Here is a 26,276-nt window from a genome sequence, read left to right as displayed (position 1 = left end):
GATGTGACCTGCGCCACACTTCATCGGGTGTTCAGCCGTGCCCCGCACGGGCCACCCGGCGCCGGCTCCGCACGGTAGCCTGCGCTCGTGTCCGCGCCGACCACCCCCGGTCCCGCCGTCGCCGACCTGCTGGGCCTGGTCGCCTTCGGTGAGCTGCTCGCCTTCGAACGCATGGCCGCTGACGCGCGACTCGCCCCCGACCTGCACCGACGCGCCGCGCTGAGCCAGATGGCCGCGGCCGAGATCGGCAACTACCGAAGGCTCGCCGACCGGCTCACCGCGCTGGGCGTGCCGCCGGAGGAGGCGATGACGCCCTACGTGCAGCCGTTGCAGGCGTACCACGACTCCACCGAACCGCGGGACTGGGCGGAGGTGGTCACCAAGGCGTACGTGGGCGACGCGATCACCGACGACTTCCTCCGGGAGATCGCCGACGCGCTGGACGAGCCCGACCGGGCGCTGGTGCTGGACGTGCTGCACGACTCCCGGTACGCGGAGTTCGCCGTCGCCGAGATCCGGGTGGCCGTCGCCGATGATCCCCGGGTTGCCGGTCGGCTCTCCATGTGGGCCCGACGGCTGGTCGGCGAGGCGTTGTCCCAGGCCGGGCGCGTCGCCGCCGAACGGGCTGCGCTCACCGCGCTGATCGCGCGGGGCGACCGGGTCGACGTGCCGGGGCTGTTCGGGAGGCTCACCGCCGCGCACACCGCGCGGATGGCGGTCGCCGGACTGAACAACTGACCGCCACCCGTCGGGTGCGGAACCGGCCCGCGGCAGGTGGCCTGGAAACGCCTACCTGCCGCGACGGCCGGACCGGTCAGCGAACGGTGAAACCGACCGATCGCGGGGACGCCTCGGCGATCTCGACGTAGGCGACCTTCTCGACCGGAACGATGACCCGTCGGCCCTTCTCGTCGGTCAGGGAGAGCGTGCCGCCGTTGCCGGCGAAGGCGTCGGTGACGATCTGCTCGATCTCGGCCGGCGTCTGCGCGCTGTCCACTACCAGCTCGCGCGGCGCGTACTGCACGCCGATCTTGACCTCCACTGTGCCTCCTCAACTGGGGCGATAACCGCCCTGCGAAGGCTATCCGATCACGGGGTCGGCGGTCAGGCTGACTCACCTTGCAGCGGGAAGCTCGCGATGCCCCGCCAGGACAGCGCAGCGACCAGGGCCTCGGCCTCCGCCTTCGGCACCTGCCGGCCGCCGGCCAGCCAGAACTGCGCGGCGGTCTCGGCCGCGCCGACCAGCCCGGAGGCGAGCAGCTCGGCGTGCGACCGGCTGACGCCGGTGTCGGAGATGATGGTGTCGGTGATCGCCGCGATGCAGCCCTGTTCGACCCGCTCCACCCGCTGCCGCACCGCGGGGTCGTTGCGCAGGTCCGACTCGAAGACGAGGCGGAACGCCTCGCTCTCGTGATCGACGAAGTCGAAGTACGCGCGCACCGACGCGCTGACCCGCTCCTTGTTGTCGCTGGTGCCGCGCATCGCCTCGTGCACCTGAGCGACGATGGCGTCACAGTGCGTGTCCAGCAGGGCCAGGTAGAGGTCCATCTTTCCCGGGAAGTGTTGGTAGAGCACCGGCTTGGAAACCCCGGCCCGCTCGGCGATGTCGTCCATCGCCGCGGCGTGGTAGCCCTGCGCGACGAATACCTCCTGCGCCGCCGCGAGCAGCTGCTTACGGCGCGCGGAGCGGGGCAGGCGGGTGGGCCTGCCAGCGGTCTGTGCACCGTTCCCCACAGCGGTCATGGGATCCTCCGAGTTCTCGGTACGGGCCGGCATTTTCCCCCCAGATCGGGACGGCCCTCGACCGCGTCGTGGAAATGGCCCGCCGCTGTAACTTATCGCCACTCTCCCCACACGGTAGCCTCAGCGAGGGCGACCAAGGAGCGCGCGGTGAGTGAAACAGGGCAACCCGGAGCCGCCACCCCGGGAGAGCACGGTGACGGAACGGGTCAGCACGACGACCCGGGCCGCCCCGGCAGCGGGTGGGCGCCCTCGACGGGCGGGTGGTCCCCGTCTGCCGAGCGCGAGCCGGCCGGGGAGCAGGCGCCACCGTGGCAGCAACCTCTCGCGTCCGGTTGGCGCACCTCCTCCACGAGGCACGGCGATCTGCCCGCGCCTCTGCCCGGGCTGACCGGTGACTCCGAGCGGCAGGCCCGGGTCAACGGCCACCACACCAACGGTGTCCACCACGACGAGGCAGAGATCGACAGCGACAGCGACAGCGACAGCAACGGCGACAGCGAGATCAACGGCGTCCGTCACGGCGACGCGGAGATCAACGGCGTCGCGTACCTCGGCGGCGGGGCCTCACCGGGCCGACAGACGCCGGTGAGCGCGCCTCCCGGGCGGACCGTCGAGGACCGGCCCGACGCGGGCGCGGGTCGTCTCGTGGTGCCCGCCCAACGTCCCGCTCCGGCCGTGGAGCAGGGGCCGGATGAGGCCGACCCCGGCCCGTCCCGGCACTCCACCACCGACCCTGCCGCGCCGCGCAGCGTCCGCTGGGCCGACCCCGCTCTGCCCGGCACGGCGCCAGCCTCCATCCAGGTGCCGCCCGTCGGCACGGCGGCCTCGGGTTTCGAGGTGCCGCCCGGTCTCCGCGCGCCCACCGGCGAACGGTCGGCCGTCGACGATCAACCGGCCGTGTCGCACGGCTGGGGGGCCCCGCTCGCAGCGGAGGCGTCGGCCGAGTCCGGGCGCCGCGACGACTCCGAGCCGGAGCACCCCACCGGGGACACGCACCGAGCCGGTGAGCCTCCTTCCATCGAGCCGGACTGGTCCGGGCCCAGCTGGAACCGCCCGAGCTGGGGCAGTGGGTGGGCACCACCCTGGTCCCGCCAGGACGGCGAGCCGGCCGGTCGACCGGCGCGGGACGAGTCCACGCCGGGCTGGGTCGCCGAGCCCAACCTGCCGTACGAGCCGGTGCGAGCCGAGCCGACCCGTCCGTACGAGCCGGTGCCCGCCGAGCCGCCCCGCGCGTACGACATCACCAGGGACGCGCCGCAGGCCGAGGCGGATGCCGGTCGCGGCACGCCCCCGCGCCCGTCCTGGGCCGGGGAACGCCCGGCCACGACCCCGACCAGCGGGCCTCCGGAGGTCTCCCGACCGGAGCCGGCCGAGCGCCCCTCCTGGGCCGGTGGGCCGACGCCCGAGCCGACCAGCGGGCTCCCCGCCGACCGCCCGTCCTGGGCCGCGCCGGCCCCGATCAGCGCGCCGGCCGACCCGTCACCCCGCACCGGCGGCACGGACCCCACCCCGACCCCGACCAGCGGCCCGCCCGTTCCCCACGCAGCGCGTCGCCCGCCGCCGAGCGCCCCTCCTGGGCCGGCGGCCCCGCCCCCACCAGTGGCCCGCCGGCCGTTGAGCGTCCGTCGTGGCCGGGCTGCGTCGAGCAGCGCCGTCCGTGCCGAGCCGACCAGCGGCCCGCCGGCCGTTGACCGCCCGTCGTGGGCTGGTGGGTCGGCGTCGAGCAGCGCCCGTGCCGAGCCGACCAGCGGCCCGCCGGCCGTTGAGCGCCCCTCCTGGGCCGGTGGGTCGGACCCGACCCCGGCCAGCGCCCCGCCGTCGCGCCCGTCCTGGGCCGGTCCGGCATCGGCTCTCCCACCGCCGCCCCGTCCCTCCTGGGCCGGAGGCTCCGATCCGGTGCCGACCAGCGCCCCTCCGTCGCGTCCGTCCTGGGCCGGGGATCCGACACCCGCCGGCGCGCCTGCGGGTACGCGTCCGTCCTGGGCGGGCCCGGCAGCCGTCGATCCGCCCGCCCCTGTCGATTCGCCGCCGCCCGCGCCCGCCGGCCCACCGCCGACGTTGACCGATGCGCCGCCACCGGCCGCACCGGTCCGTCCGGTGGCCGAGCGGCCCGCGTGGGTCGGTGGATCGCCGACACCCGTGGCGGCCGAGCGACCCGACTGGTCCGAGGGGCGCATTCCGGCCGCCCCGGCCGAACGTCCGTCCTGGCCGGCCACCCGGCCGGCGACCTCTCCACGGGCGAGCGACGCGGGCGAGTCGACCGGCCCGGTCCGGCCGACCGCACCGTTCCGGCTCCGACCGGCGACCCCGGAGCCGCCCGCGCCCGCCGAGCCGGCTCCTGCCGCCCCGACGGCGACCGGTCCTTCCCTCGCCGGTCCGCCACCTCCCTCGGCCGGTGCCGGTCCGGCCTCCGCCACGAGCGGGCCCGGGCGTCACGACCGGCCGTCACCCGCGTCCGCCCCTCCCTACGCCGCTCGCCGATCCGCCCCCGACCCGGCGTCGCCGGCCGAGCCCGCCGACGGCGGTCGACGTCCCGACACGTCGGCGGTGCTGCCGCAGCGCGTCCCCGCGGAACCGGACGTGCCCGTTGTGCCGGAGCCGCCAGCCGTGGAGCCACCCGCCGAAACCCCCGAACTCGCCCGCATCGCCACCCACCTGCGCCGCGACGACGAGCCCGCTCCGTTGCGGGAGCGTCCCGAGGGATTCGACGTCAACGCCATCCTGGACGCCGTACGGGAGGTGGCCGGCGTCCGGGACGCCGCCCTGCGCCGTACCCCGGCCGGCGCGCACAGCCTCCGGTTGGACCTGGCCGACGGTGCCGATCCGGCCGAGGTGAGTCGACAGGTGGCCCGGCTGCTCCAGGAACGGATGGGGCTGGCCGCCGCCCCGCAGAACGTGCCCGGCCTGCCCACCACGCCGGCCCCGCCGGTCCGTCGCCGCGCCGCCGAGCCGCGCCCTGCCGCGCCGCGACCCGTCGAGCCGCGCGTCGTCGAGCCACGATCCGCCGAGCCGCGCGTCGCCGAGCGGCGGCCCGCCGAGCCGCGCGTCGCCGAGTCGCGGCGGCCCGCCGAGCCGGGTGACACCGGCGCGGAAACGCGTATCGCCGAGGCCACGCCGACCGGCCCGGAGCAGTGGGTCGGGCCGGACGCGGCACGTCGGCGGCGGGCTGGTGCCCCGCACCGGGGCCGCGCCACCGTCGAGGAGCCCGGCTCGGTCTCGGCCGCGCCCACCGGCGGCGCCACCGGCAGCCCGGCGACGGTCGGTACGTCGTACTCCGGCGGTCAGGTGACCACGACGGAGTCGGCGCCCTCCCGGCCGCTGGAAACCGGCGGCGTGCCGGGGCCGCGAGTGGTCATCGACCACGTGCAGGTCAGCACCTTCGGTCTGGACGCCAACGTGGAGGTGCGGCTGCTGGCCGGCGACGACAACGCCGCCGGGTACGCGACCGGGCCGGCGGTGGACGGTTACGTGCTGCGTCTCTGCGCGGTGGCCGCGGCCGCCGCCGTGGACGAGTTGCTGCGCGGCGCCGAGAACGCCGAGCGTGGCCGCTGCTTCGTCGAGCACGCGGCGGTGGTGCCGTTCGGCAACTGCGAGGTGGCCACGGTGGTGGTGCTGCTGGTCTGCGAGGGCTGGGTCGAGCAGCTCGCCGGCTCGGCCCTGGTGGCCGGCGACCCGCGGCAGGCGGTGGTCCGGGCGACGCTGGCGGCGGTCAACCGTCGGCTGGAGGCGCTGCTGTCCTGAGTGGTCCGAGGCAGACTGGGAGGATGAAACGCGCCTCCCTCTGGCCGGACCACCTCCTCCCCGAGGTCGGTGTTCCGCCGCCGTGGCCGGGCCGGGAGGTCCGCCTCGACGGCGTCGCCACCTATGTGCGGGACACTCCGGCGACGACCGCCGGCGCGGAGCCGGCGCTGTACGTGCACGGGCTGGGCGGCTCGTCGCAGAACTGGACCGACCTGGCCGGGCTGCTCGCCGACCGGCTGGACGGCCAGGCCATCGACCTGCCCGGGTTCGGCCGCAGCGAGCCGGGCCCGCGCTACACGATCCCGGCCTTCGCGAACCTGGTCATCCGGTGGATCGAGCACTCCGGTCGGGGGCCGGTCCACCTGTTCGGCAACTCGCTGGGCGGCGCGGTCTCGGTCCAGGTGGCGGGGCTGCGGCCCGACCTGGTCCGTACCCTCACCCTGATCTCTCCGGCGCTGCCGTTCCTGGACTTCCGGCGGTCGTTGCAGGGACGGATGCTGCCGGTGCTTGTCATCCCCCGAGGTGAGCGGCTGGTCGCCCGGCACCTCACCCAACTCGCGCCCGAGGTGATGGCCGAGCAGGTGTTGGAGGCGTGCGTCGCCGACCTCAGCCGCATCTGCGCGCAGCGCCGGGCCGAGGCGTTGGAGGAGATCCGGGTCCGGTACGAGGCGAAGCACTACGCGGCCGCGTACGTCCGGACGTTCCGCGGGCTGGTCTCCAGCTTCCTGCGGGCGTACCTGCCGGGGGCGGGGTCGCTGTGGCGGCTCGCCCGGGCGGTGCGCGCGCCGACGCTCGTGGTGGGGGGCCGGCAGGATCGGCTGGTCGACGTTCGCGTCGCGCCCCAGACCGCCCGGCTCATTCCGGACAGCCGCCTGCTGATGCTCGACGGTGTCGGTCACGTGGCGCAGTTGGAGGTTCCCCGGCTGGTCGCCCGGGCGGTTGTCGGCCTGCTCGCCGAAACGGAGGACGCCGCTCGGCCGTCCGATCTGGCAGGCTGACCAGGATGTTCAGTTCCGCTCGCCGCCGACGCTTCGCACTGATCGCCCAGCTGGTGGCGGTGGTGCTGGCGGTTGGCGCGGCGGTGACGGTGATCGCCGAGGGTCCGGGCGTGCCACCCGATCGGCTGACCGCCGAGGAGGTCGCTCCGCCGCCACCGCTGGTGGGCGGGCAGTTGCCGCCGTCGGTGGACCCGTCGCCGACCGCCACCGCCGCCTCGCCGAGCCCGTCGCCGGTGCTGCGGATGCCCGGCTCGGTGCCGACCGCGGGGACCGGCCGGTTCGGTCACGACGACCACGCCGGCCCGGTGCTGGGTCGGGCGGGTGAGCTGCGCCGCTACCGGGTGGCGGTCGAGTCGGGCAGCAACGAGGACGTCGCCGCGTTCGCGCAGGCCGTCCGGGTGGCGCTCGCCGGGCCGGGCAGTTGGGTCGACAGCGGCCGCCTGCGGTTGCAGCAGGTACCGGGGGACGCTCCCCGGGACTTCACGGTCTATCTGGCGACCGCCCGTACGGCGGGCCGGATGTGTGCCGAGGGTGGCGTGGACATCCGGATCGGCGGGCGGCCGTACACCTCCTGCCGCGCGCCCGGCCAGGTGATCATCAATCTGGATCGGTGGCGGTTGTCGGTGCCGCACTACGTGTCGGCGGGCGTGCCGCTGGCGGTCTACCGGACGTACGTGGTCAACCACGAGGTGGGCCACCAGCTCGGGCACCGGCACGAGCGCTGCCCGGGCGTGGGGCGTCCGGCGCCGGTGATGATGCAGCAGACCCTCTTCCTCAACGGGTGCCGGGTCAACCCGTGGCCGTACGTCGACGGTCGGCGCTACGCCGGCCCGGCCCTCTGACGGGTCCGCTCCGAAGCGCCAACATTAGGTGTATTGCGTCGATAGCGGCAAAAGCGGAGAATTGCCGGAATAATCTGGCAGGCTTGACGTCATGACGCCGTCGTCCCCTTACGGCCCACCCGTGCCGCCCGACCCGCCCGAGGGGTCGGCGTACGAGGGTGCGCGTCCCACGCTCGTGCGGATGCGCCGCCGCCGACGCCGCAGCCTGCTGCTCGGGCTGCTCGTGGCCGCCACCGCAACCGCCGTCGGCGTGACCGCGACGCGCGGCGACGAACCGCCGGCCGACGTGGCGCCCACCCCGGCGCAGGGCGGGATGGGTGTGGGCGGCGGTGAGGCCCACCCGGTGCCCAGCGGCTACCCGTCGGTCGGCGCGGGACGCTTCACGGCCGCCGCCGGGGGAACCTCCGTGCACGGTACGGACGGACCGCTGCGCCGCTACCGGGTCGTGGTCGAACGGGGCAGCGGTCAGGACGCCGACGCGTTCGCCGCGCGGGTGGACGAGGTGCTGGCCGACAGGCGCAGCTGGATCGCCTCCGGTGAGTTGCGGGTGCAGCGGGTGGCCGACGCCGACGTCGCCGACTTCACCGTCTACCTCGCCACCCCGGTGACGTCGGAGCGGATGTGCGCCGAGGGTGGGTTGACCACCGAGCGCTACACCTCCTGCCGGCTGCCCGGCGAGGTCATCATCAACCTGGCCCGCTGGCAGGAGGCCGTGCCCGACTACGGGGCACCGCTGGAGACGTACCGCACCTACGTCATCAACCACGAGGTCGGCCACGAGTTCGGTGAGGGGCACGAGGCGTGCCCCGGCCCGGGGGAGCCCGCACCGGTGATGCAGCAGCAGACGTACGGGCTGCGGGGCTGCGTGGCGAACGCCTGGCCCTACCTCGACGGCCGTCGCTACGCCGGCGACGTCGTCCCCTGACCGACCGGGCGTCAGTTATTCCCCTCCCGCATCGCGGGCCACGTGTCCTCCCTCATGGCCGAGTGCGGCCCGGGCGAGCAACAATGGCGCGGTTCACACCGCCGATCCCGGGGAGTCCACCGTGTCGTTGCCCCCGCTCGTCGAGCCCGCCGCCGAGCTGACAGTTGACGAGATCCGCCGCTACTCGCGCCACCTGATCATCCCGGACGTCGGGGTGACCGGCCAGAAGCGGCTGAAGAACGCCCGGGTGCTCTGTGTCGGCGCTGGTGGCCTCGGCTCGCCTGCCCTGCTGTACCTCGCCGCGGCGGGTGTCGGCACCCTCGGCATCATCGACTTCGACACCGTCGACGAGTCGAACCTCCAGCGTCAGATCATCCACGGCGTGTCCGACATCGGCCGTTCCAAGGCCGAGTCCGCCGCCGCGTCGATCCGCGAGATCAACCCCCTGGTCAACGTGGAGATCCACAACACCGCGTTGGACCGCGAGAACGTCCGTGAGATCTTCGCCCAGTACGACCTGATCGTCGACGGCACCGACAACTTCGCCACCCGGTACATGGTCAACGACGCGGCGGTGCTGCTCGGCAAGCCGTACGTCTGGGGCTCGATCTACCGCTTCGACGGCCAGGCGTCGGTGTTCTGGGCCGAGCACGGCCCCTGCTACCGGTGCCTCTACCCGGAGCCGCCGCCGCCCGGCATGGTCCCGTCCTGCGCCGAGGGCGGCGTGCTCGGTGTGCTCTGCGCGTCGATCGGCTCGATCCAGGTGAACGAGGCCATCAAGCTGCTCACCGGCATCGGTGAGCCGCTTGTCGGCCGCCTGATGGTCTACGACGCCCTGGAGATGGAGTACCGCAAGATCAAGGTCCGGAAGGACCCGAACTGCGTGCTCTGCGGCGAGAACCCGACCGTCACCGACCTGCTGGAAGACTACGAGGACTTCTGCGGCGCGGTCTCCGAGGAGGCCCAGGAGGCGACGCTCGACTCCACCATCACCGCCCTGGAGCTGAAGGAGTGGCAGGACGCCGGCAAGGACATCTTCCTCGTCGACGTGCGGGAGCCGGCCGAGTACGAGATCGTGCGGATCCCCGGCGCCACCCTCATCCCCAAGGGCGACATCATCTCCGGCGAGGCGCTTGCGAAGCTCCCGCAGGACAAGCAGATCGTGCTGCACTGCAAGTCCGGCGTCCGCTCGGCGGAGGCGCTCGCCGCGCTGAAGGCGGCCGGGTTCCGCGACGCCGTGCACGTGCAGGGCGGCGTGCTCTCCTGGATCAAGCAGATCGACCCGTCACTGCCCGCGTACTGACCGGTCCGCCGGGGCGATGCCACACCGCGCCGCCCCGGCGCCGGCCCGGTCCCGTTCCGCGCGCCGTCGTCGACGCTAAATCGACGCAGTTGGCTCCGTGTGGCGCTCCGGCGGGAGCGACGCAGCCAGTTCCGGCTGGCCGATTCCCCGAGGCGGGATCGTGTCTGCGCAGGTAGCGTCTCCGCCGTGGTCGACTTGGAAGCCGCGATCGGATTCGTCGTGGCGCATGGGGACGCGGTGGAGCGCGCCCGCCTCTCCTGGCTGCGCAACGGCACGCCGGTGCCGCCGGAGCTGTTGGAGACGGCCGAGGTCGGCCAGTCGCCCGACGGCGGCTGGCCGGCGACCTGGGGTGGCGAGGTCGCCTCGGTCGACGCCACCTGCTTCCGGCTCTCCGAGCTGGACGACCTGGGCGCGCTGGGCCGTCCCGCCGCCCGCCGGGCGCTGGACTGGTTGGCGTCCCGGCAGCAGGCCGACGGCGGCTGGGACGAGGACCTCTCGCTGACCGGCTCGGCCCCGGAGTGGGCCCGCCCCGGCGATCCGGAGGCCAAACTCTTCCTCACCGCCAACGCCGGCTTCTGGCTGACCGTCGCCGGCCTGGACGCCCGCGCCTCGGGCCCGCTCGACCACCGGGTCGGCGGGGCGTACGCCGGTGTGGTCCAGGCGGCGGCCCAGTCGATCGTCGCGCGGCTGCGCCCGGACGGCGGTTGGCCGTCGTTCCTCGCCGCCGGCTGGCTGAGCGCGGCAGTGCTGCACCGGCAGGACATGTTCCAGGAGTCGGCGCGGATCCAGGTGGTGCTCGCCGAACGGATGTCCGCGATGTCGCCGGGCGACGTGGCCTGGCTGGCGGCCACGCTGCGCCGGGTCGGCATCGACCTGCACGACTGGATCATGGTGCGGGCCCTGCGACGGCTCGCCGAGACCCAGCGCAGTGACGGTGGTTGGGAGAGCGACGACGGTCACCAGTTCGACGTGCACGCCACGCTGTCCGCGATCCGGGCCTGCCGGCCCGCGGCGGCCGGAGCCGCCCCGCAGCCCGGCTAGCGCAGGTGCCCGTCCCCGGTGACGACGTACTTGGTGCTGGTCAGCTCGGGCAGGCCCATCGGGCCACGGGCGTGCAGCTTCTGCGTCGAGATGCCGATCTCCGCGCCGAAGCCGAACTCGCCCCCGTCGGTGAACCGGGTCGAGGCGTTCACCATCACCGCCGCCGCGTCCACCCGGGCCACGAACTCGCGGGCCGCGCTCGCCGAGTCGGTGAGGATCGCCTCGGTGTGCCCGGTGCCGAAGCGGCGGATGTGCGCGACCGCCGCGTCCAGCGACTCGACCACCGCCACCGAGATGTCGGCGGACAGGTATTCGGTGGCGTGGTCCTCGTCGGTGGCCGGGACCACCGCCGCCGAGTACGCGGCCACCTCGGGGGAGCCGTGCACTGTCACGCCCGCCTCGGCGAACGCGGCAAGCACCGGCGGCAGGAACGCGTCGGCGACGTCGGCGTGCACGAGCAGCGACTCGGCGGTGTTGCAGGTGGACAGGCGTTGGGTCTTGGCGTTCAGCGTCACCGCGACGGACTTCGCCAGGTCGGCGGCGGCGTCCACGTACACGTGGCAGTTGCCCACCCCGGTCTCGATCACCGGCACTGTCGACTCCTCGACCACGGTGCGGATCAGCGACGCGCCGCCACGCGGGATGAGCACGTCGACGAGCCCTCGGGCGCGCATCAGCTCCTTGACCGAGTCGCGGGAGCTGGCGTCGAGCAACTGCACCGCGTCGGCCGGCAGCCCGGCCTCGGCGATCGCGTCGCGCAGCACCGCGACAAGCGCCGCGTTGGAGTGCGCGGCCGAGGACGACCCACGCAGCAGCGCGGCGTTGCCGGACTTCAGGCAGATCCCGGCGGCATCGACTGTCACGTTGGGCCGTGCCTCGTAGATGATGCCGACGACCCCGAACGGCACCCTGATCTGGCGCAGTTCCAGCCCGTTGGGCAGGGTCGACCCGCGGACCACCTCGCCGACCGGGTCGGGCAGCGCGGCCATCTGGCGCAGCGCGTCGGCGATGCCGGCCACCCGGCCCGCGTCGAGCGCGAGCCGGTCCAGGACGGCCGCGCTCAGCCCGGCCTCCCGGCCGGCCGCCAGGTCCGTCTCGTTCGCGGCCAGGATCTCCGGGGTACGCGCCACAAGCGCGTCGGCCATCGCGACAAGCGCGGCGTCCTTGACGGTACGGGTGGCCGTGGCCAGGTCGGCGGCGGCGTCCCGCGCCCGTCGCGCCTGCTCGGTCACGCTCATGCCAGCACTCCTCACAGCAGGACGAGGTCGTCGCGGTGGACGACCTCTCGTTCGTACGCCGGGCCGAGCGCCGCGGCGAGTTCGGACGTGGAGCGGCCGAGCAGCCCGGGCAGCTCCACCGCGTCGTAGTTGACCAGGCCACGGGCGACCGGGGCGCCGGCGGTGTCGACCAGGTCCACCGGGTCCCCGGCGGTGAACGTGCCGTCCACGGAGGTGATGCCGGCGGGCAGCAGCGACTTGCGTCGGCCGACGACGGCTGCCACCGCGCCCGGATCGAGGTGCAGACGCCCCCGGGGCGAGGTGGCGTGGGCCAGCCAGAACAGCCGGGCCGTCGGGCGCTGCCGCTGCGGATGGAACAGCGTGCCCACGGGGTCGCCGGCCAGTGCCGCCCCGGCCAGGTCGGCGGCGGTGAGCACCACGGGGATACCGAAGCCGGTGGCGATGCGGGCCGCCTCGACCTTGGTCACCATGCCTCCGGTGCCGACCCCGGACCGGCCGGCGCCGCCGATGGTGATCCCGGCGAGGTCCTCGTCGCTGCGCACCTCAGCGATCCGGGTCGAGTGCGGGCGGGCCGGGTCGCCGGTCCAGAGGGCGTCCACGTCGGAGAGGAGCACCAGCAGGTCGGCGTGCACAAGCGCGGCCACCAGCGCGGCCAGCCGGTCGTTGTCGCCGAACCTGATCTCCTCGGTCGCCACCGTGTCGTTCTCGTTGACGATCGGCACCGCGTGCAGGTCGAGCAGTTTGCGCAGCGTGCGGTACGCGTTGCGGTAGTGCGCGCGTCGGGTCACGTCGTCGACGGTGAGCAGCACCTGCCCGACGGTGCGGCCGTGCCGGGCGAAGCTTGCCGCGTACCTGCCGATCAGGAGGCCCTGCCCGACGCTGGCGGCGGCCTGCTGGGTGGCCAGGTCGCGCGGACGCCGGGTCAATCCGAGCGGGGCCAGGCCGGCGGCGATGGCGCCGGACGAGACCAGCACCACCTCGCGTCCTTCGGCGGTGAGCCGCCCGAGGGTGTCGACAAGCGCATCGACGCGCTCGTCGGCCAGTCCGCCGGTGGCGGTGGTCAACGAGGAAGATCCGATCTTGACGACGACCCGTCGGGCGGCCGTGACTGCGTCGCGCACCCGCCCATTCTGCGTGGTCACGCCCGCCTCGCCCGGCGGCGTTCCCATATGGTGGCCGATTGTGACTCCTGACGAGTACGTCGAGGCGGTGCTCGACCTGGTGGAGCGGATCCCGGAGGGTCGGGTGATGTCGTACGGCGGGGTCGCCGACGCCCTGGCCGAGCGCTCGGGGCGTTCCTCCGCGCGACTGGTCGGCAACATCATGGCCCGGCACGGTGGCTCGGTGCCGTGGCACCGGGTGGTGACCGCCGCCGGGCGGCTGCCACCGGGGCACGAGCGGGAGGCGCGGGCACGGCTCCGGGCCGAGGGGGCGCCGCTGCGCGGCGAGGGCGTCGACATCGCGCGGGCGGGCTGGTCACCGGAGGAGGGGATGTGACCTCCGGCATAACGTGAGTAACATTCGGCCCCATGAACCAGCCGCCGGGTGCCGCCGGCCTGCCCGCCGCCGGCCCGGATGCGGCCAGCCTGCCCGCCGACGGTCGGCTGCCGCGTCCGGTGCACGCCGGCTACGCGCTCGGCTCGCTGGCCACCGGGGCGTTCGGCACCGTGCCCGGCCTGCTGCTGCTGCCGTACCTGACCGACACGTTGGGCGTGGCCGCCGGGCTGGCCGCCCTGCTGGTGCTGCTGCCCAAGGCATGGGACGTGCTGGTCAACCCGGTCGCCGGGCGGATCTCCGACCGCACCCGGTCGCGCTGGGGCGCCCGCCGGCCGTACCTGCTCGTCGCCGGTCTCGCGCTCGCCGTGCTCTTCGCGGCCATCTTCGCCGCGCCGTTCGGCAACGGGCCGGCCGCCGCGGTGTACGTGGCGCTCGCCTTCCTCGCCACGGCCACCGCGTTCGCCTTCTTCCAGGTGCCGTACGTGGCGATGCCCGCCGAGATGACCGACGACTACGCCGAGCGGACCCGGCTGATGACCTGGCGGATCGCCGTGCTGGCGCTGACCATCCTGGTCTCCGGCGCGGTCGCCCCGCTGGTCGTGACGGCCGGCGGCGACGGCGTGCCCGGCCACCGCTGGATGGGCCTGTTCGTGGCGGCGCTCATCGTGATCGGGGCCGTCGGCGCGTTCCTCGGCACCCGGTCCGCGCCGGCCGGTGTGGTCGGCGCCAGCGAGCCGACACTGCGCGCCCAGCTCGCCGTGGCCGCCGCCAACCGGCCGTTCCGGGCGCTGCTGGTCTGCTTCGTGGTGCAGTCCGCAGGCGTGGCGACCATCCTCGCCGGGGTCAACTACTTCGCCGGACAGATCCTGCGCGACGAGCAGAGCGGGCCGACACTGCTCTTCGCCTGCTTCGTCGGGCCGGCGCTGCTGGTGATGCCGCTCTGGTCCCGCGTCGGCGCCCGGGTGGGCAAGCGGTCCGCCCTGGTCGCCGCCGGGCTGATCCTCGCCGCCGGGGCGCTCGCCCTGGTCGCCGCCCCGGTGCTGCCGCCGGTCGTCGTCTACCTGGTGGTCGCCGTCCTCGGCGTCGGGTACGCCGGACAACAGGTGTTCGCGCTGGCGATGCTCCCGGACTGCATCGCGTACGACACGGCGCGTACCGGCCGCCGGCAGGCGGGCGTCTTCACCGGCCTGTGGACCGCCGGGGAGACGCTCGGCCTGGCCCTCGGCCCGGGCGTGTACGGACTGGTGCTCCAGCTCGCCGGCTACGTCTCCTCCGACACCGGAACGGCCGCCGCGCAGTCCGACACGGCCCGAATGGGCGTACTCCTCGGCTTCACGATCATCCCGGCCCTGCTGCTGGGCCCCCCGATCCTGCTCCTGCGCCGCTACACCCTGACCCCCGCCGTCCTGGCCTCCGCGCAGGGCCAGCACCTCACGGCGGTGGGCCGCATCGAGAAGGGCACCAGAACTCCATGATCGACGAGAACACGGTCGGGGCGGGGGCGCTGTCCCGCGACGGGGTGGCCGCGGATGTCGCGCTGGCGGAGGTGCGACGGCTGCGCGCGGGCGACCGGCCCACCCACGGGGGGCGGCTGTTCGCGTACGTGTACGACCCGGCGGTGCCGGGTCTCGACGAGCTGGCGGCCGCCGCGCACCAGGAGAGCGCCCACGTCAACGGGCTCGACCCGACCGCGTTCCCGTCCCTGCTGGCCATGGAGAACGCGCTCGTCGGCTCGGCCGGTCGGGTGCTCGGCGGTGGGCCGGGGACGACCGCGCCCGACGTGGTCGGCAGCGTCACCAGCGGCGGCACCGAGTCGCTGATCCTCGCCGTCAAGGCGGCCCGGGACGCCCACCCGGAGATCGCCGCACCCCGGATCGTGGTGCCGTCGAGCGCGCACGCCGCGTTCGCCAAGGCGGCGCACTACCTGCGGGTGGCGCTGGACGTGGTGCCGGTCCCGGTGGACACGCTGCGCCCCGATCCGGCCGCGCTGGCCGCCGCGATCCGCCCGGAGACGGTGCTTGTCGCCTGCTCCGCGCCCTCGTACGCGCACGGGGTGGTGGACCCGGTGGCCGAGATCGCCGCAGTGGCCGCCGACGCCGGGGTGCGCTGTCACGTCGACGCCTGCTTCGGCGGCTGGACCCTGCCGTACCTGCGTCGCCTCGGCGAGCCGGTGCCGGCGTTCGACTTCTCGGTGCCCGGGGTCACCTCCATCTCGGTCGACCTGCACAAGTACGCGTACGCGCCGAAGGGCGTGTCGGTGCTGCTGCACCGCGACGCCGCGCTCCGCGCCCCGCAGTACTTCGCGTACGCGGACTGGCCGGGCTACACGATGATCAATCCGGTGATCGCGTCCACCCGTTCGGGCGGGCCGATCGCCGCCGCGTACGCCACCCTGCGGCACCTCGGCGATGCCGGCTACCTGCGGTTGGCCGCCGTCACCAGGGACGCGGTCGCCGGTCTGGCCGACGCGGTCCGCGCCGTCGACGGGCTGCGGCTGCTGGCCGAGCCGGAGTCCACCGTGGTCTGCTTCACCGCCACCGAGGGCGGCCCCGACCTGTTCGTCCTGGTCGACGAGCTGACCGCGCGTGGCTGGCACACCCAACCCCAACTGTCGTACGCCGGTCTGCCGGCAAGCGTGCACCTCACGGTGACCGCCTCGGTCGCGCCCCGGGTGGCCGAGTTCGGCCCGGACCTGGCCGCCGCGGTGGAGGCGGCCCACGCGGCCGGCCCGGTGCGGCTGCCGGCCGAGTTGGCGGCCCTGGTCGGCGCCCTGACGCCCGAGGCGCTGACCCCGGACCTGGTCGTCGGCCTGGCCGCCGGACTGGGTCTCGGTGACGGCGGCCCGGGGAGCGGTGACGGCGACGGAGCCGGCGCGGGACCGCTGCCGGAGCGGATGGCGCTCGTCAACACGCTGCTCGACGCCGCCCCGCCGGCGCTGCGCGAACGGCTGCTCGTCGAGTTCGTCGGCCTGCTGCAACGCCCCACCTGGGGTTCGGGCGACTGAACGCCGATGCCCCACCCGATGGGGGTGGGGCACCGGACGTCCGGCTCAGAGCACGCCGGGGAGGTCCACGCTGTTGTTCTTCGCGCTGAGGTCGCGCCACCGCCGGTCCTGCGCGTCGTAGTGGACGACGGTGCAGCCCCGAGCTCTCGCGTCGGCGCCTGAGCGGTCGGGCACCAGCTGTACGAAGGTGTAGCGCCGCGACTCACCGGCCGGCACTCCCGGCAGCCGGCACGACCAGTCGTTGTCCGCCGCAGCCGCCTTCTGGTCGCATTTGGACCAGTCACCGCCCGCCGGCGCACCCGCGTCGAGGCCGTTGAACTGGACCTGTGGAGCGTCGACAGGCCCCGCGTTGGTGACGGTGAAGACGGTGGTCAGCTTGCGACCACCCGTGGCGGCGACAAGCGTGTGCGTCATGGACAGGCGCAGGTCGGTGAGCCGGGGATCCTTGCCGAACTTCGTGGGGCCGTCGGTCTGTGTGAACCGGCCTCCCTTCCATCGGTAGGTACGCGTCTGTTCCTGTGGCCAGTAGGCCGGGGTGTCGCAGCACGGCTGAAGGTCGGCCACCCGCACGTCGATCGAGCCGGCCGCGGTGAGGGTCATCCCGAGGATGTCCTCGACACCGTCGCTGGTCCGGACGACCCGGCCGAGCGTCACGATGCGCCCGTCGTCGTCCCGGTCGAAGGCGACGACCTGCTTCGCCGACGACTCGCCGTACCGGCAGGTGACGACGGCGACCGTCTCCTGGGCGCCGTCACCGTCCAGGTCGGCGTGACCCACGGGCAGGTCGCTGAGTAACGGAATATAGTGATCGATCGATTCCGTCATCAGCCGCACGTTCGACGTGGTGCAGGTGGACGGCGCGGTCTGCGGCCACGTCGGCAGGTCGACACGGGCGGCGAGCAACTGGGCTCGGCTGATGTTGCCGTCCGGGGGCTCGGTGGCGGAACCCGTGGGGCTGGCCGACCCGCTCGGCGTCGGCGGCGGTGTGGGCGTCGGGTCCGGTGTCGCCGGCGCCGTCGGCTCGACGGACACGGCCGGAACCGGCGGCGTCCGGTCGTTCTTCAGCGCGGCGTTGGCGACGACAGGCGCCAGCACCAGGACGACCGCCGCCGCGGCGACGGCCACCGCCCTCGTCTGCCGGCGCCGACGCAGGGTGCGTCGGGCCTGGTCGGGACCGGGACCGACGGCCCGGGTGGTGACATCGGTGCGGTACGCGGTGAACCGCTCGCGCAGCCGCGGTTCGAGATCAGACATGGGACACCCCCTCGGTGTTCTCGTCCAGCAGTCCGGCCAGGGCGGTCCGGCCCCGGTGCAGCCAGGACTTGACGGTGCCCTCGGCCACCCCTTCCTGCAGTGCGATCTGACTGACCGACAGGTCGGCCAGGTAGTGCAGGATGACGGCACGCCGATGGTTGGCGGGCAGTTGCGCGAGCGCCGCGTCGATCGCCACCCGGTCGGGTGTCGGGCCGTCCACCTCGGCCTCGGTGCGTCGCTGCCGCAGCAGGTGGTCGCGGGCCGTGCGCAGCCGACGCCAGCGACTGCGGGCCAGGTTCCAGGCGACCCGGCGGACCCAGGCCACCGGATCGTCGTACCGAACCAGGCGGTCCCAGCGCGCCAGCGCCCGGCAGAACGCCTCCTGGGCCAGATCCTGCGCGTGGCTCAGATCCCCCGTGTACGCGCACAGCTGAGCCGTGACGCTCCGGAAGTGCGCGTGATAGAAGTCGTCGAAGGTGATCGCCGCCGCGGCCAGCCCTTTGGCCGTCAACGTCGCCGGCGGTTCGTTGGCGCGGGCTCCCATCGTTGCTGTCACTGCCCCTCCCCGTTTGCCGTCGGGCCGGTGCCCTGGGCGCCGGTAACACTCCACGGCCACGGGTGTGGTTGCGCACATTTCTGCCGCGATCCCGACAGCGCGGCGCGAAGCGGTGAAGCGACCCGGTCCCGACCGGCCGACCGGCCGGGACCGCACGCCGCAGTCGATCAGCGGTAGTAGTGGGTGAAGGTGGCGAGGTTGTCGTCCCGCTCTCGTTCCAGCAGCGTGGTCCCGTCGGCGCCGCTGCCGGAGAGTTCGATGGTCGCCTTGCCCGAGGCCAACGGTGTGCCCTGTGCCCGCTTGAAGCCGAGGGTGAGCCGGATGTCGGCGTGCGGCGCCAGCTTGCCCAGGGTGCACCGGTACGGCGCCAGGGCGACGGCCATGTTCTCGCGACACCGTTTCCAGCCGTCCCCGACCGGCCGCAACTGCCACGGCAGGTCGAACGACAGCACCGCCTCGGCCACCGCGCCCGCGCTGGTGTTGCGTACCCGGACCTCGATCGTGCCCGCGAAGCTGTCGCCCGGCTCCCGGGCGAGGGCCAGGTTCGACGAGCTGACCGACAGGTCGGCGGCGTACGGGTTGGGACCGAAGCCGGTGGGCCCCTCGGTCTGCCGGAACCGGCTTCCGTCCCACCGGTATCCGCGCCACTGCCGTTGCGACTGCTCGAGAGGCCAACCGGGCCCCGGCGCCCGGTCGGCCATCGCCACCCGGGTCACGCCGTCGGCCCGCACCTCGAGCCCGATCAGCCACTCCGGAGTCGGGTCGGCGGTGGCGGCCACCCGACCCAGTGTGACGATCCGCCCGGCCGTGTCCCGGTCGAAGGCGACCACCTGCGCCGGCCCTCGGGTGCCGGGCTGACAGCGCACCAGCACCACCGTCTCCGTCGCCCCGTCGCGATCGACGTCCCCGTAGTCCATCTCCACCAGCAGATTGGGGTCATCGCTCACCGGGTCGCCGCTGAGCCGGATCCCACGGGATGCGCACGCCTTACCGTCCGGGCGCTCCGGCAGGTCGCTCCAGGTGGGCAGGTCGACGGTGGCGGCGAGCAACTCGGTCCGCTCGATTCTGCCGTCCGGCGCCGGTGGTGCGGAGGAGACGCTCGGCGTCGGTGACGGCGTCGGTGACGGCGACGGCGAATCGGACGGTGGCGCCGTCGCCGGCGGTCCCGGATCCCGGCGGAGCCCCGCCTGCCCGGCCACCGGGACGGCCACGGCCACCACCAGCGCCGCGGCCACCGCCACCGCCGCGCGCCTCCGACGGCGACGGACGGTACGCCGGACCGCGGCCGGGCCGTCGGGAGTGATCGCCGGAAGCATTGCCGCCCGGTACGTGGAGAACTCCGCGTCGAGTCGGGTGCTGTCGAACTCAGGCATGGTCGGTCACCTCGTTCTGGGGAGCCAGCTGAGCCGCCAGCGCAGCTCGACCCCTGTGCAACCAGGACTTGACCGTGCCTTCGGGCACGTCCTCCTGCTGGGCGATCTCGGTGACGGAGAGGTCCGCGAGGTGATGCAGCACGACGACACGGCGGTGGTTCGCCGGCAACGCCGCGAGCGCCCGCGTCAACGCCACCCGATCCGGGTCGGGGCCGGGCACGTGTTCCTCACGCTGCCGGCGCAGGTAGGACTGGGCGGTCCGCAGCCGACGCCAGCGGCTGGTGGCCAGGTTCCAGGCGACCCGCCGCACCCAGGCGACCGGGTCGTCGTAGCGGGAAACCTTCCCCCACCGCGTGAAGGCCCGGCAGAACGCCTCCTGAACCAGGTCCTGCGCCTGGCTGAAGTCGCCACAGTAGGCAGCGAGCTGAATGGTCAGCGAGCGGAAGTGGGCATGGTAGAGCTGGTCGAAGTCGACGACGTCGACCGAAGTCCGCCCGGCCTGCCGGGTCATGTCCTCTGGTGGAGGCTTGCCGAGCCTCGATTCGGCGCTCACCGTCACCTGGGTCCTCCCCGTCTCCTGTCACCCCGGGTTCCGGGGCGACGTCGCTCACACGCGGGGAAGCGCGCTCGGGTTTCAGCGTCTTCCGACAAGTTCGGTGAACATCTGGTGACCTGCCGGACTGCTCCCACTGCCGGGCCGGGCGGCAGCCGACCGCCAGCGGCTGCGGGCCAGGTTCCAGGCGACCGTCGCGAGGCGCGGAAGCAATGTGAAACGCCGCACACTATCCACAACGAATCAACGGGCATATGTATAGATAAGTGTCGCTAAACAGTGGTTTTATCGTATTCGCCGCTTCCGTACGGTCATATCCATCAACCAAACGACACGGGAGAAGGCAATGACGATGCGGAAGATCCTGATGACCGGGCTGACTGCGGCGGCCGGACTGGCCCTCGGCGTGAGCGGAGTGGCGACGGCGGCGCTGGCGATCGGCCCCGGCCCGGGCGCCCCGGGCGAGATCGGTCCCGGCCCGGGCGTGTCCCTGGCGATCGGTCCGGGCCCAGGTGCGCCGGGTGAGATCGGCCCCGGTCCCGGTGTCGTGCTGGCCATCGGTCCGGGCCCGGGCGCGCCGGGTGAGATCGGTCCCGGCCCCGGTGTCGTGCTGGCCTGAGCCACCGACGCGCGAGACGGTTGGCGGGGGCGGCCGGTCGGTGACCGGCCGCCCCCGCACGCTCAGCGATAGTCGAACGTCGACTCGTTGTCACCGCTGTCGTTGTCCAGCCAGGGATCTCCGTCCGGGTCCGCAGGCCAGACCCGCAGCGCCACCTGTCCGGACGCCAGGCTGGTCCCGGCGGCGACTTGCAGCTCCAGGGTGCGACGCACCTCGCTGTGCCCCCGCACGGCGCTCAGGCGGCAGGACACCTGCACGGTGCTCCGCGTCTGGATGTCACAGCCCGACCAGCCGTCGCCGACGGGTCGCAGAGCCTTCGGCAGCTCCATGGTGAGGAGGGCCTCTGGCGCCGTCCGGTCCGCGTCGTTGCGGATCCGCACGGTGACCGCACCCGATCGGGAGCCGTCCGCCGCCGGGGTCAACACCAGGTCGGTGGCGGTGGCGGACAGGTCCGTCGAGCGCGGGTTGGGGCCGAACGTGCTCGGCCCGGACACCTGCTCGAACCCGTCTCCGGACCACCGGTAGCCGCGCCACTGCCGCTGGGAGTTCTTCAACGGCCAGCCGCCGCCGGGCGCGATGTCGGCCACCTCGACCCGGACCTCGCCGTCGTCGCGTACGTCCAGGGCGGTCACCCAACCGGGAGTGGGACGGGCGGTGCCGGTCACGCGGCCGAGGGTGACGACCCGGCCGGCCGTGTCCCTGTCGAACGCGACCACCTGGAACGGCCCGCGGGTGCCGAACACGCAGCGGACCAGGGCGACCGTCTCCGTGGCGCCGTCACCGTCCAGGTCGCCGTGGTCCAGCGCCACCAGCTCGTTGACGTCGTCCCGGGCCGGTTCGGCGCCCAGCCGCACCCGACCGGTCGGGCAGTCGGCCGGCGTGGTCCAGGCGGGCAGCGACACCGTCGCGGCGAGCAACTGGGACCTGCTGATCCGCCCGTCGGGGGCGGCGCGGGTCGGGCTGGCGCTGCTCGACGCCGTGGTCGACGGGCTCGCCGACGCACTGGCCGGCGCGGTCGCCGACGGGCTGGCCGACGGCGATCCGGTGGGCTCCACCGGGCCTGGCTGGGGCTGCGGGTGGTCAAGCGTCGCGTACCCGAGCACGGGGCCGGCCGCCACGGCGAGCACGGCGGCGACGGCGGCGCCGACCGTCCGTCGGCGGCGCTTGCGGACAGCGACACGGACCGCCGCCGGCCCCGGCGACTCGACCTCGGTCAGCGACTCCGCGCGGTACCGGGCGAAACGCTCGGCGAGTGCGATGGACTCGTGCTCAGACATCGTGCGCCTCCTCGGGCGTCTCCCGCAGGGACGCGGCCAGCGCGGCCCGGCCCCGGTGCAGCCAGGACTTGACCGTGCCCTCGGCCACCTGCTCCTGAGCGGCGATCTCGTTGATCGGCAGATCCGCGAGGTAGTGCAGGATCACGGCCCGGCGCTGCTTGGCGGGCAGCGCGGCCAGGGCGGCCTCCAACGCCACCCGGTCGGGGCTCGGCCCCGCGACGTGGGTCTCGCGCTGCCGCAGCAGCCACGCCCGCGCCGTGCGCAGCCGCCGCCACCGGTTGTGCGCCAGGTTCCAGGCGACCCGCCGGGTCCAGGCCAGCGGGTCGTCGTACCGGGACACCCGGTCCCACCCGGCGAAGGCCCGGCAGAACGCCTCCTGCACCAGGTCCTGCGCCTGACCGAGGTCGCCCGTGTACGCCCGCAACTGCACGACCAGCCCGCGGAAGTGGGCATGGTAGAAGTCGTCGAAGGTCAGCTCCGAGTGGTCGGTCACCGCTGCCGGTCGAGGGTCCGGCGGCGCACCACCGGCCCGTACGTCTCTCGTCACACTCACTCGTCCTCCCCGTGGCGTTGCGGGCCGCCCGCCCGCACTCCGGTCGCACCGCTCGCGCCGGCCGTTCGGCCCTCGATGCCCCGTCTCTCGCCAAGGTCGTGACCGGCCCTCAGGGTTGCGCCCCGCGGCTGTGGTTGACTGTCCAGTGAGTGACAGGAGGGGGCGTCGTGCAGCTACCGGCAGTGCTCGGTGAGCCGATCCGGTTCGTGCTGAACTGGGGACGCCGCTACTCGCTCTGGGTGTTCAACTTCGGGCTGGCCTGCTGCGCGATCGAGTTCATCGCCACCAGCATGGGCCGGCACGACTTCATCCGGCTGGGTGTGATCCCGTTCGCCCACGGCCCCCGGCAGGCCGACCTCATGGTGGTCTCCGGCACGGTGACCGACAAGATGGCCCCGGCCATCAAGCGGCTCTACGACCAGATGCCCGAGCCCAAGTACGTCATCTCGTTCGGCGCGTGCTCCAACTGCGGCGGCCCCTACTGGGACTCGTACTCGGTGACCAAGGGCGTCGACCAGCTCATTCCCGTCGACGTGTACGTGCCCGGCTGCCCGCCGCGCCCGGAGGCGCTGCTGCACGGCATCCTGCGCCTACAGGAAAAGATCGCCGCCGAGCAGTCCGGCATCGGCGGCGTGCCCCAGCGGGATCTGCTGGCCGCGCCGCTGGACGCCCCGCCCCGCGAGGCCGCCGCCCCGCGCTCGGTCGACTCGCTCACCGCCCCGCCGGTACGCCCGCCCGCCACGACCTGACGGGGGCACTGGCCGGACCGGGCTAACCTGCGCTCATGAGCAACTCCGTGGACAAGCGGTCCGCCCACATCATCGACGTGCTCACCGAGGAGTTCGGCGCGTCGATGGCGATCGACCCGGCGGCCTTCCGCCGCAAGTTCCGCAAGATGGCCGCGTCGCCGTTCGCCTTCTACCGGGGCAGCGCCGCGCTGTTCTACGCCGACCAGCGTGGCGACTTCGCCGACGACAGCTTCCTCGACGAGCAGACCGGCCGGGTGTGGATCCACGGCGACCTGCACGCGGAGAACTTCGGCACCTACATGAACGCCTCCGGACAGTTGGTGTTCAACGTCAACGACTTCGACGAGGCGTACGTCGGGCCGTTCACCTGGGACCTGCGCCGGTTCGCGGCAAGCGTGGCGCTGCTCGGCTACGGCAAGGCGCTCTCCGACACGGTGATCGGTGAGCTGGTGGCCGGCTTCGCCCGTTCCTACCTGACCGAGCTGCGGGCCATCGCCGCCGGCGGGGACGACGCGATCGGCTCGATCACCCTGGAGAACGCCGACGGGGTGCTGCGTCGAGTGCTCCAGCAGGCCCGCCTCAACACGCGGGTCGACCTGCTCGCCGAGCAGACCACCGTCGACAACTACGAACGGCGGTTCTCCGTCGGGGACGGGGTCTTCGAGGTCGACGGAAAGACCCGGGACCGCGTTGTCGCCGCCTTCGAGGAGTACCTGGGCACCCTGCCCGCCGCCTCGGCCCGGCTGCGCCCGGTGGCGACGCGGATCAAGGACGTGGTGCTGCGCAAGGGGGTGGGCATCGGGTCGGCCGGCCTGCCGTCGTACAACCTGCTGTTGGAGGGTCACACGCAGGCGCTGGAGAACGACGTCGTGATCTACATGAAGCAGGCGCAGGTCCCGGCGGTGGCCCGCTACTCGACAGACGACTCGGTACGCGGCTACTTCCAGCACCAGGGTCACCGGACCGCCGAGTCGCAGCGGGCGTTGCAGGCGCACGCCGACCCCTGGCTGGGCTTCACCGAGCTGGACGGGGCCGGTCAGCTCGTCGCCGAGGTCTCCCCGTACGCGGCCGACCTGGACTGGTCCGACGTCAACGAGCCGGAGGATCTGACCGGGGTGCTGGCCGACCTCGGCCGAGCGGTGGCCCGGATGCACTCGGTCGCCGACGACGAGTCCAGCCACGACCTGGTGGACTACTCCACCGAGGAGGCGATCGTCGCCGCCGTGGACACCGACGCGTCGGGCTTCGTCACCCACCTGGTGGACTTCGCGCACGCGTACGGGGTGCGCGCCCGCCAGGACCACCAGCTCTTCGTGGACCTGTTCCGCAACGGCCGGCTACCCGGCATCTGACGTCGCCGGGTCGCCGGTCAGGAGGCGAACTCCAGCACCACCTTGATGTCGTCCGGCCCGGCGGTGTACGCGTCGGCGTACCTGTTCACCGGGACCCGTCGGGTGATCAGCGAGGAGAGCCAGACCTGGTCGGCGCGGGCGAGCGCCTGCGCGGCCATGGTCCAGTGCCGCCGGTTGGCGTTCACCGAGCCGAACACCACGTTGTTCTCGAGCACCAGCGCCCGGTTGAGCGCCCCGGCGTCGAAGTCGATGCTCCGGCCACCGCTGGACACTCCGGCCAGGCAGACGATGCCGGTCGGCGCCGCCTTGCACATGACGTCGAGGACGACGGTGGGCGCGCCGGTGCACTCGATCACCACGTCGGGCTCGAAGGGTAGGTCGTTGACCGGCACCGCGTGGTAGGTGGCGCCGAGCCCGGCGACCAGCTCCGGCTTGGGCCCGTCGGTGGCCCGGTCAAGCACGTGGACGGTGAGCCCGCGCTGGGTGCCGAGCAGCGCGGCCAGCAGGCCGATCGGCCCCGCGCCGGTCACCAGGACGGTCTGGGGCCGCCACTCGGCCCGGTGGCCGATCCGTTCGATGTGGTCCCACGCCTTCGCCACCACGCTCGTCGGCTCCAACAGCACGCCGACCTGGGCCAGCACCGGGTCGAGCTGGACCGCGAACTCCGGCTCGATCCGCCAACGGTCCCGGGCGAACCCGGGCAGCGCCTTGATGCCGTGCTCGGTGTACTGACCGTTGCGGCACATGTCCCACTCGCCGACGGCGCAGTTGGTGCAGGGCACCGGGTCGGGATGCCTGACGATGCCGGCCACCAGGTCGCCGGGTTGCAGGGTGCCGCTCGGGTCCTCCAGCACCCGCCCCAGCGACTCGTGCCCGATGACCAGGCGGTCCGCGCCCGGCGGCGCCTCGCCGTAGTCACCCGCGATGATCTCGTGGTCGGTGCCGCAGATCCCCACGGCCAGTGCCTCGACCAGGACCGCGCCCTCCTCGGGCGCCGGCTCCGGCTGATCCTCGGCGAGGCTCAGCGAGTTGGCGACCCCGGGTTTCACAGTGACAGCGCGCACGCCCTCATCTTTCCCCCCCGACGGGCCCGCCGCCCGGTAAAGCAGGCAGATCACCGATGGTCGGCCCTGGACCGCGGGCCGGGTCCGCGCCGGACGGACGCCCTAGGATCAGCGGCATGACTGAGGAAGAGGTCGGCGCTCGGCTGGTCGCGCTGCTCGCGCCGGTCGAGGCGACCCCGTCGGTCTCCGGCGGGCAGCGGTTCGCCCGGGCCACCGTCGACGTACCCCTGGCGAGCTGGTCGGCCGCCGTCCGCGCCGCTCGGGACGACAGCGAGCTGGCCTGCGACTTCTTCGACTGGCTGTCGGCTGTCGACGAGTTGACCGAGGGCTTCGACGTGGTGGCGCACCTCTGGTCGACGCGGCTGCGGCACGGCGTGCTGCTGCGTACCCGGGTGCCCCGCGACGCGCCCACGGTGGCCTCGGTGGTGGACGTCTACCCGGGTGCCGCCTGGCACGAGCGGGAGACCCACGAGATGTTCGGCATCGACTTCGACGGCCACGGGGAGCTGCGACCGCTGCTGCTGCCCCCGGAGTTCGAGGGCCACCCGCTGCGCAAGGAGTTCGTGCTCGCCTCGCGGGTGGCGAAGCCCTGGC

25 protein-coding genes are annotated in these 26,276 nt (G+C 73.7%); 14 read left to right on the top strand and 11 right to left on the bottom strand.

Features of this window, described 5'->3' with window-relative positions; genetic code table 11:
* The first annotated feature begins 87 nt into the window (after positions 1–87).
* Positions 88–738, top strand: coding sequence for a ferritin-like fold-containing protein (locus MILUP08_RS31280; protein WP_007465430.1), 651 nt, complete (start codon positions 88–90; stop codon positions 736–738).
* A gap of 76 nt (positions 739–814) precedes the next feature.
* On the opposite strand, the gene MILUP08_RS31275 is transcribed toward MILUP08_RS31280, so the two are convergent.
* Both MILUP08_RS31275 and MILUP08_RS31270 read right to left on the bottom strand, forming a co-directional pair.
* Entirely contained in the window at positions 815–1,042 is a 228-nt protein-coding gene (locus tag MILUP08_RS31275; protein ID WP_007465428.1) for a DUF3107 domain-containing protein, read from the bottom strand.
* Positions 1,043–1,104: 62 nt separating this feature from the next.
* Entirely contained in the window at positions 1,105–1,743 is a 639-nt protein-coding gene (locus tag MILUP08_RS31270; RefSeq protein WP_039909051.1) for a TetR/AcrR family transcriptional regulator, read from the bottom strand.
* A 147-nt stretch (positions 1,744–1,890) separates the two neighbouring features.
* Here MILUP08_RS31270 and MILUP08_RS37500 point away from each other — a divergent pair, with 147 nt between their 5' ends.
* From MILUP08_RS37500 to MILUP08_RS31240, 6 genes are all read left to right on the top strand, one after another.
* On the top strand, positions 1,891–5,484 hold the full coding sequence (locus MILUP08_RS37500; RefSeq protein ID WP_007465424.1) for a hypothetical protein: 3,594 nt from the start codon (positions 1,891–1,893) through the stop codon (positions 5,482–5,484).
* Between the two features lie 23 nt (positions 5,485–5,507).
* On the top strand, positions 5,508–6,482 hold the full coding sequence (locus MILUP08_RS31260; RefSeq protein ID WP_007465422.1) for an alpha/beta fold hydrolase: 975 nt from the start codon (positions 5,508–5,510) through the stop codon (positions 6,480–6,482).
* Between the two features lie 5 nt (positions 6,483–6,487).
* Positions 6,488–7,324, top strand: coding sequence for a DUF3152 domain-containing protein (locus MILUP08_RS31255; protein ID WP_007465419.1), 837 nt, complete (start codon positions 6,488–6,490; stop codon positions 7,322–7,324).
* Between the two features lie 91 nt (positions 7,325–7,415).
* On the top strand, positions 7,416–8,249 hold the full coding sequence (locus tag MILUP08_RS31250; RefSeq protein ID WP_007465417.1) for a DUF3152 domain-containing protein: 834 nt from the start codon (positions 7,416–7,418) through the stop codon (positions 8,247–8,249).
* Positions 8,250–8,370: 121 nt separating this feature from the next.
* Positions 8,371–9,552 (top strand): adenylyltransferase/sulfurtransferase MoeZ, encoded by a 1,182-nt coding sequence (gene moeZ / locus MILUP08_RS31245; RefSeq protein ID WP_007465415.1) that lies wholly within the window; start codon positions 8,371–8,373, stop codon positions 9,550–9,552.
* Between the two features lie 135 nt (positions 9,553–9,687).
* Positions 9,688–10,593, top strand: coding sequence for a prenyltransferase/squalene oxidase repeat-containing protein (locus MILUP08_RS31240; protein WP_083916090.1), 906 nt, complete (start codon positions 9,688–9,690; stop codon positions 10,591–10,593).
* Here MILUP08_RS31240 and MILUP08_RS31235 read toward each other — a convergent pair.
* Entirely contained in the window at positions 10,590–11,831 is a 1,242-nt protein-coding gene (locus tag MILUP08_RS31235; protein WP_007465411.1) for a glutamate-5-semialdehyde dehydrogenase, read from the bottom strand. The two genes, MILUP08_RS31240 and MILUP08_RS31235, sit on opposite strands and share 4 nt — an antisense overlap.
* 11 nt (positions 11,832–11,842) lie before the next feature.
* Positions 11,843–13,000 (bottom strand): glutamate 5-kinase, encoded by a 1,158-nt coding sequence (gene proB, locus MILUP08_RS31230; RefSeq protein WP_051065850.1) that lies wholly within the window; start codon positions 12,998–13,000, stop codon positions 11,843–11,845.
* A 13-nt stretch (positions 13,001–13,013) separates the two neighbouring features.
* On the opposite strand from proB, the gene MILUP08_RS31225 reads away from it, so the two are divergent.
* The 3 genes from MILUP08_RS31225 to MILUP08_RS31215 are packed head-to-tail and all read left to right on the top strand — an operon-like array spanning position 13,014 to position 16,332.
* A complete protein-coding gene (locus MILUP08_RS31225; protein WP_007465407.1) occupies positions 13,014–13,328 on the top strand; it encodes an MGMT family protein in 315 nt (104 codons plus the stop codon).
* A 32-nt stretch (positions 13,329–13,360) separates the two neighbouring features.
* Positions 13,361–14,803, top strand: a complete 1,443-nt coding sequence (locus MILUP08_RS31220; RefSeq protein ID WP_007465406.1) for an MFS transporter — start codon at positions 13,361–13,363, stop codon at positions 14,801–14,803.
* Positions 14,800–16,332, top strand: coding sequence for a pyridoxal phosphate-dependent decarboxylase family protein (locus MILUP08_RS31215; protein WP_007465403.1), 1,533 nt, complete (start codon positions 14,800–14,802; stop codon positions 16,330–16,332). The genes MILUP08_RS31220 and MILUP08_RS31215 overlap by 4 nt, the downstream gene beginning before the upstream one ends.
* 45 nt (positions 16,333–16,377) lie before the next feature.
* Here the strand turns inward: MILUP08_RS31215 and MILUP08_RS36190 are convergent, their stop codons facing one another.
* The 4 genes from MILUP08_RS36190 to MILUP08_RS31195 all read right to left on the bottom strand — a co-directional run bounded on the left by MILUP08_RS36190 (position 16,378) and on the right by MILUP08_RS31195 (position 20,074).
* Positions 16,378–17,586, bottom strand: coding sequence for a hypothetical protein (locus tag MILUP08_RS36190; RefSeq protein ID WP_007465401.1), 1,209 nt, complete (start codon positions 17,584–17,586; stop codon positions 16,378–16,380).
* Complete coding sequence (locus tag MILUP08_RS31205) at positions 17,579–18,142, bottom strand: SigE family RNA polymerase sigma factor (protein ID WP_007465399.1); 564 nt, start codon at positions 18,140–18,142, stop codon at positions 17,579–17,581. Before MILUP08_RS31205 ends, MILUP08_RS36190 begins: the two co-directional genes overlap by 8 nt.
* A 167-nt stretch (positions 18,143–18,309) precedes the next feature.
* Complete coding sequence (locus tag MILUP08_RS31200; protein WP_007465398.1) at positions 18,310–19,515, bottom strand: hypothetical protein; 1,206 nt, start codon at positions 19,513–19,515, stop codon at positions 18,310–18,312.
* The gene (locus MILUP08_RS31195) at positions 19,508–20,074 is read right to left on the bottom strand and encodes a SigE family RNA polymerase sigma factor (RefSeq protein WP_007465396.1); all 567 of its coding nucleotides are present in this window, start codon (positions 20,072–20,074) and stop codon (positions 19,508–19,510) included. Before MILUP08_RS31195 ends, MILUP08_RS31200 begins: the two co-directional genes overlap by 8 nt.
* 340 nt (positions 20,075–20,414) lie before the next feature.
* Between MILUP08_RS31195 and MILUP08_RS37235 the strand changes: the two genes are divergently transcribed.
* Entirely contained in the window at positions 20,415–20,687 is a 273-nt protein-coding gene (locus tag MILUP08_RS37235; protein ID WP_007465394.1) for a hypothetical protein, read from the top strand.
* Positions 20,688–20,749: 62 nt separating this feature from the next.
* Here MILUP08_RS37235 and MILUP08_RS31185 read toward each other — a convergent pair whose 3' ends face one another.
* Complete coding sequence (locus MILUP08_RS31185) at positions 20,750–21,964, bottom strand: hypothetical protein (protein WP_007465392.1); 1,215 nt, start codon at positions 21,962–21,964, stop codon at positions 20,750–20,752.
* Positions 21,957–22,517, bottom strand: a complete 561-nt coding sequence (locus tag MILUP08_RS31180; protein ID WP_007465391.1) for an RNA polymerase sigma factor — start codon at positions 22,515–22,517, stop codon at positions 21,957–21,959. The genes MILUP08_RS31185 and MILUP08_RS31180 overlap by 8 nt, the downstream gene beginning before the upstream one ends.
* Before the next feature lie 167 nt (positions 22,518–22,684).
* Between MILUP08_RS31180 and MILUP08_RS31175 the strand changes: the two genes are divergently transcribed.
* Both MILUP08_RS31175 and MILUP08_RS31170 read left to right on the top strand, forming a co-directional pair.
* Positions 22,685–23,266, top strand: coding sequence for an NADH-quinone oxidoreductase subunit B (locus tag MILUP08_RS31175; RefSeq protein ID WP_007465387.1), 582 nt, complete (start codon positions 22,685–22,687; stop codon positions 23,264–23,266).
* Between the two features lie 35 nt (positions 23,267–23,301).
* Positions 23,302–24,618: a DUF2252 domain-containing protein gene (locus MILUP08_RS31170; RefSeq protein ID WP_007465385.1), complete on the top strand. Its 1,317-nt coding sequence runs from the start codon at positions 23,302–23,304 to the stop codon at positions 24,616–24,618.
* A gap of 17 nt (positions 24,619–24,635) precedes the next feature.
* On the opposite strand, the gene MILUP08_RS31165 is transcribed toward MILUP08_RS31170, so the two are convergent.
* A complete protein-coding gene (locus MILUP08_RS31165) occupies positions 24,636–25,682 on the bottom strand; it encodes a glucose 1-dehydrogenase (protein WP_039906968.1) in 1,047 nt (348 codons plus the stop codon).
* 116 nt (positions 25,683–25,798) lie between these two features.
* On the opposite strand from MILUP08_RS31165, the gene MILUP08_RS31160 reads away from it, so the two are divergent.
* Positions 25,799–26,276 (top strand): NADH-quinone oxidoreductase subunit C (locus MILUP08_RS31160; protein ID WP_039906966.1); only part of this gene is annotated, 478 nt, incomplete at its 3' end.

Source organism: Micromonospora lupini str. Lupac 08 (assembly GCF_000297395.2).
Classification (GTDB): Bacteria; Actinomycetota; Actinomycetes; order Mycobacteriales; family Micromonosporaceae; genus Micromonospora; species Micromonospora lupini.
The sequence above is the reverse complement of the archived record's forward strand: the minus strand, read 5'-3'. Positions and strand labels throughout refer to the sequence as shown.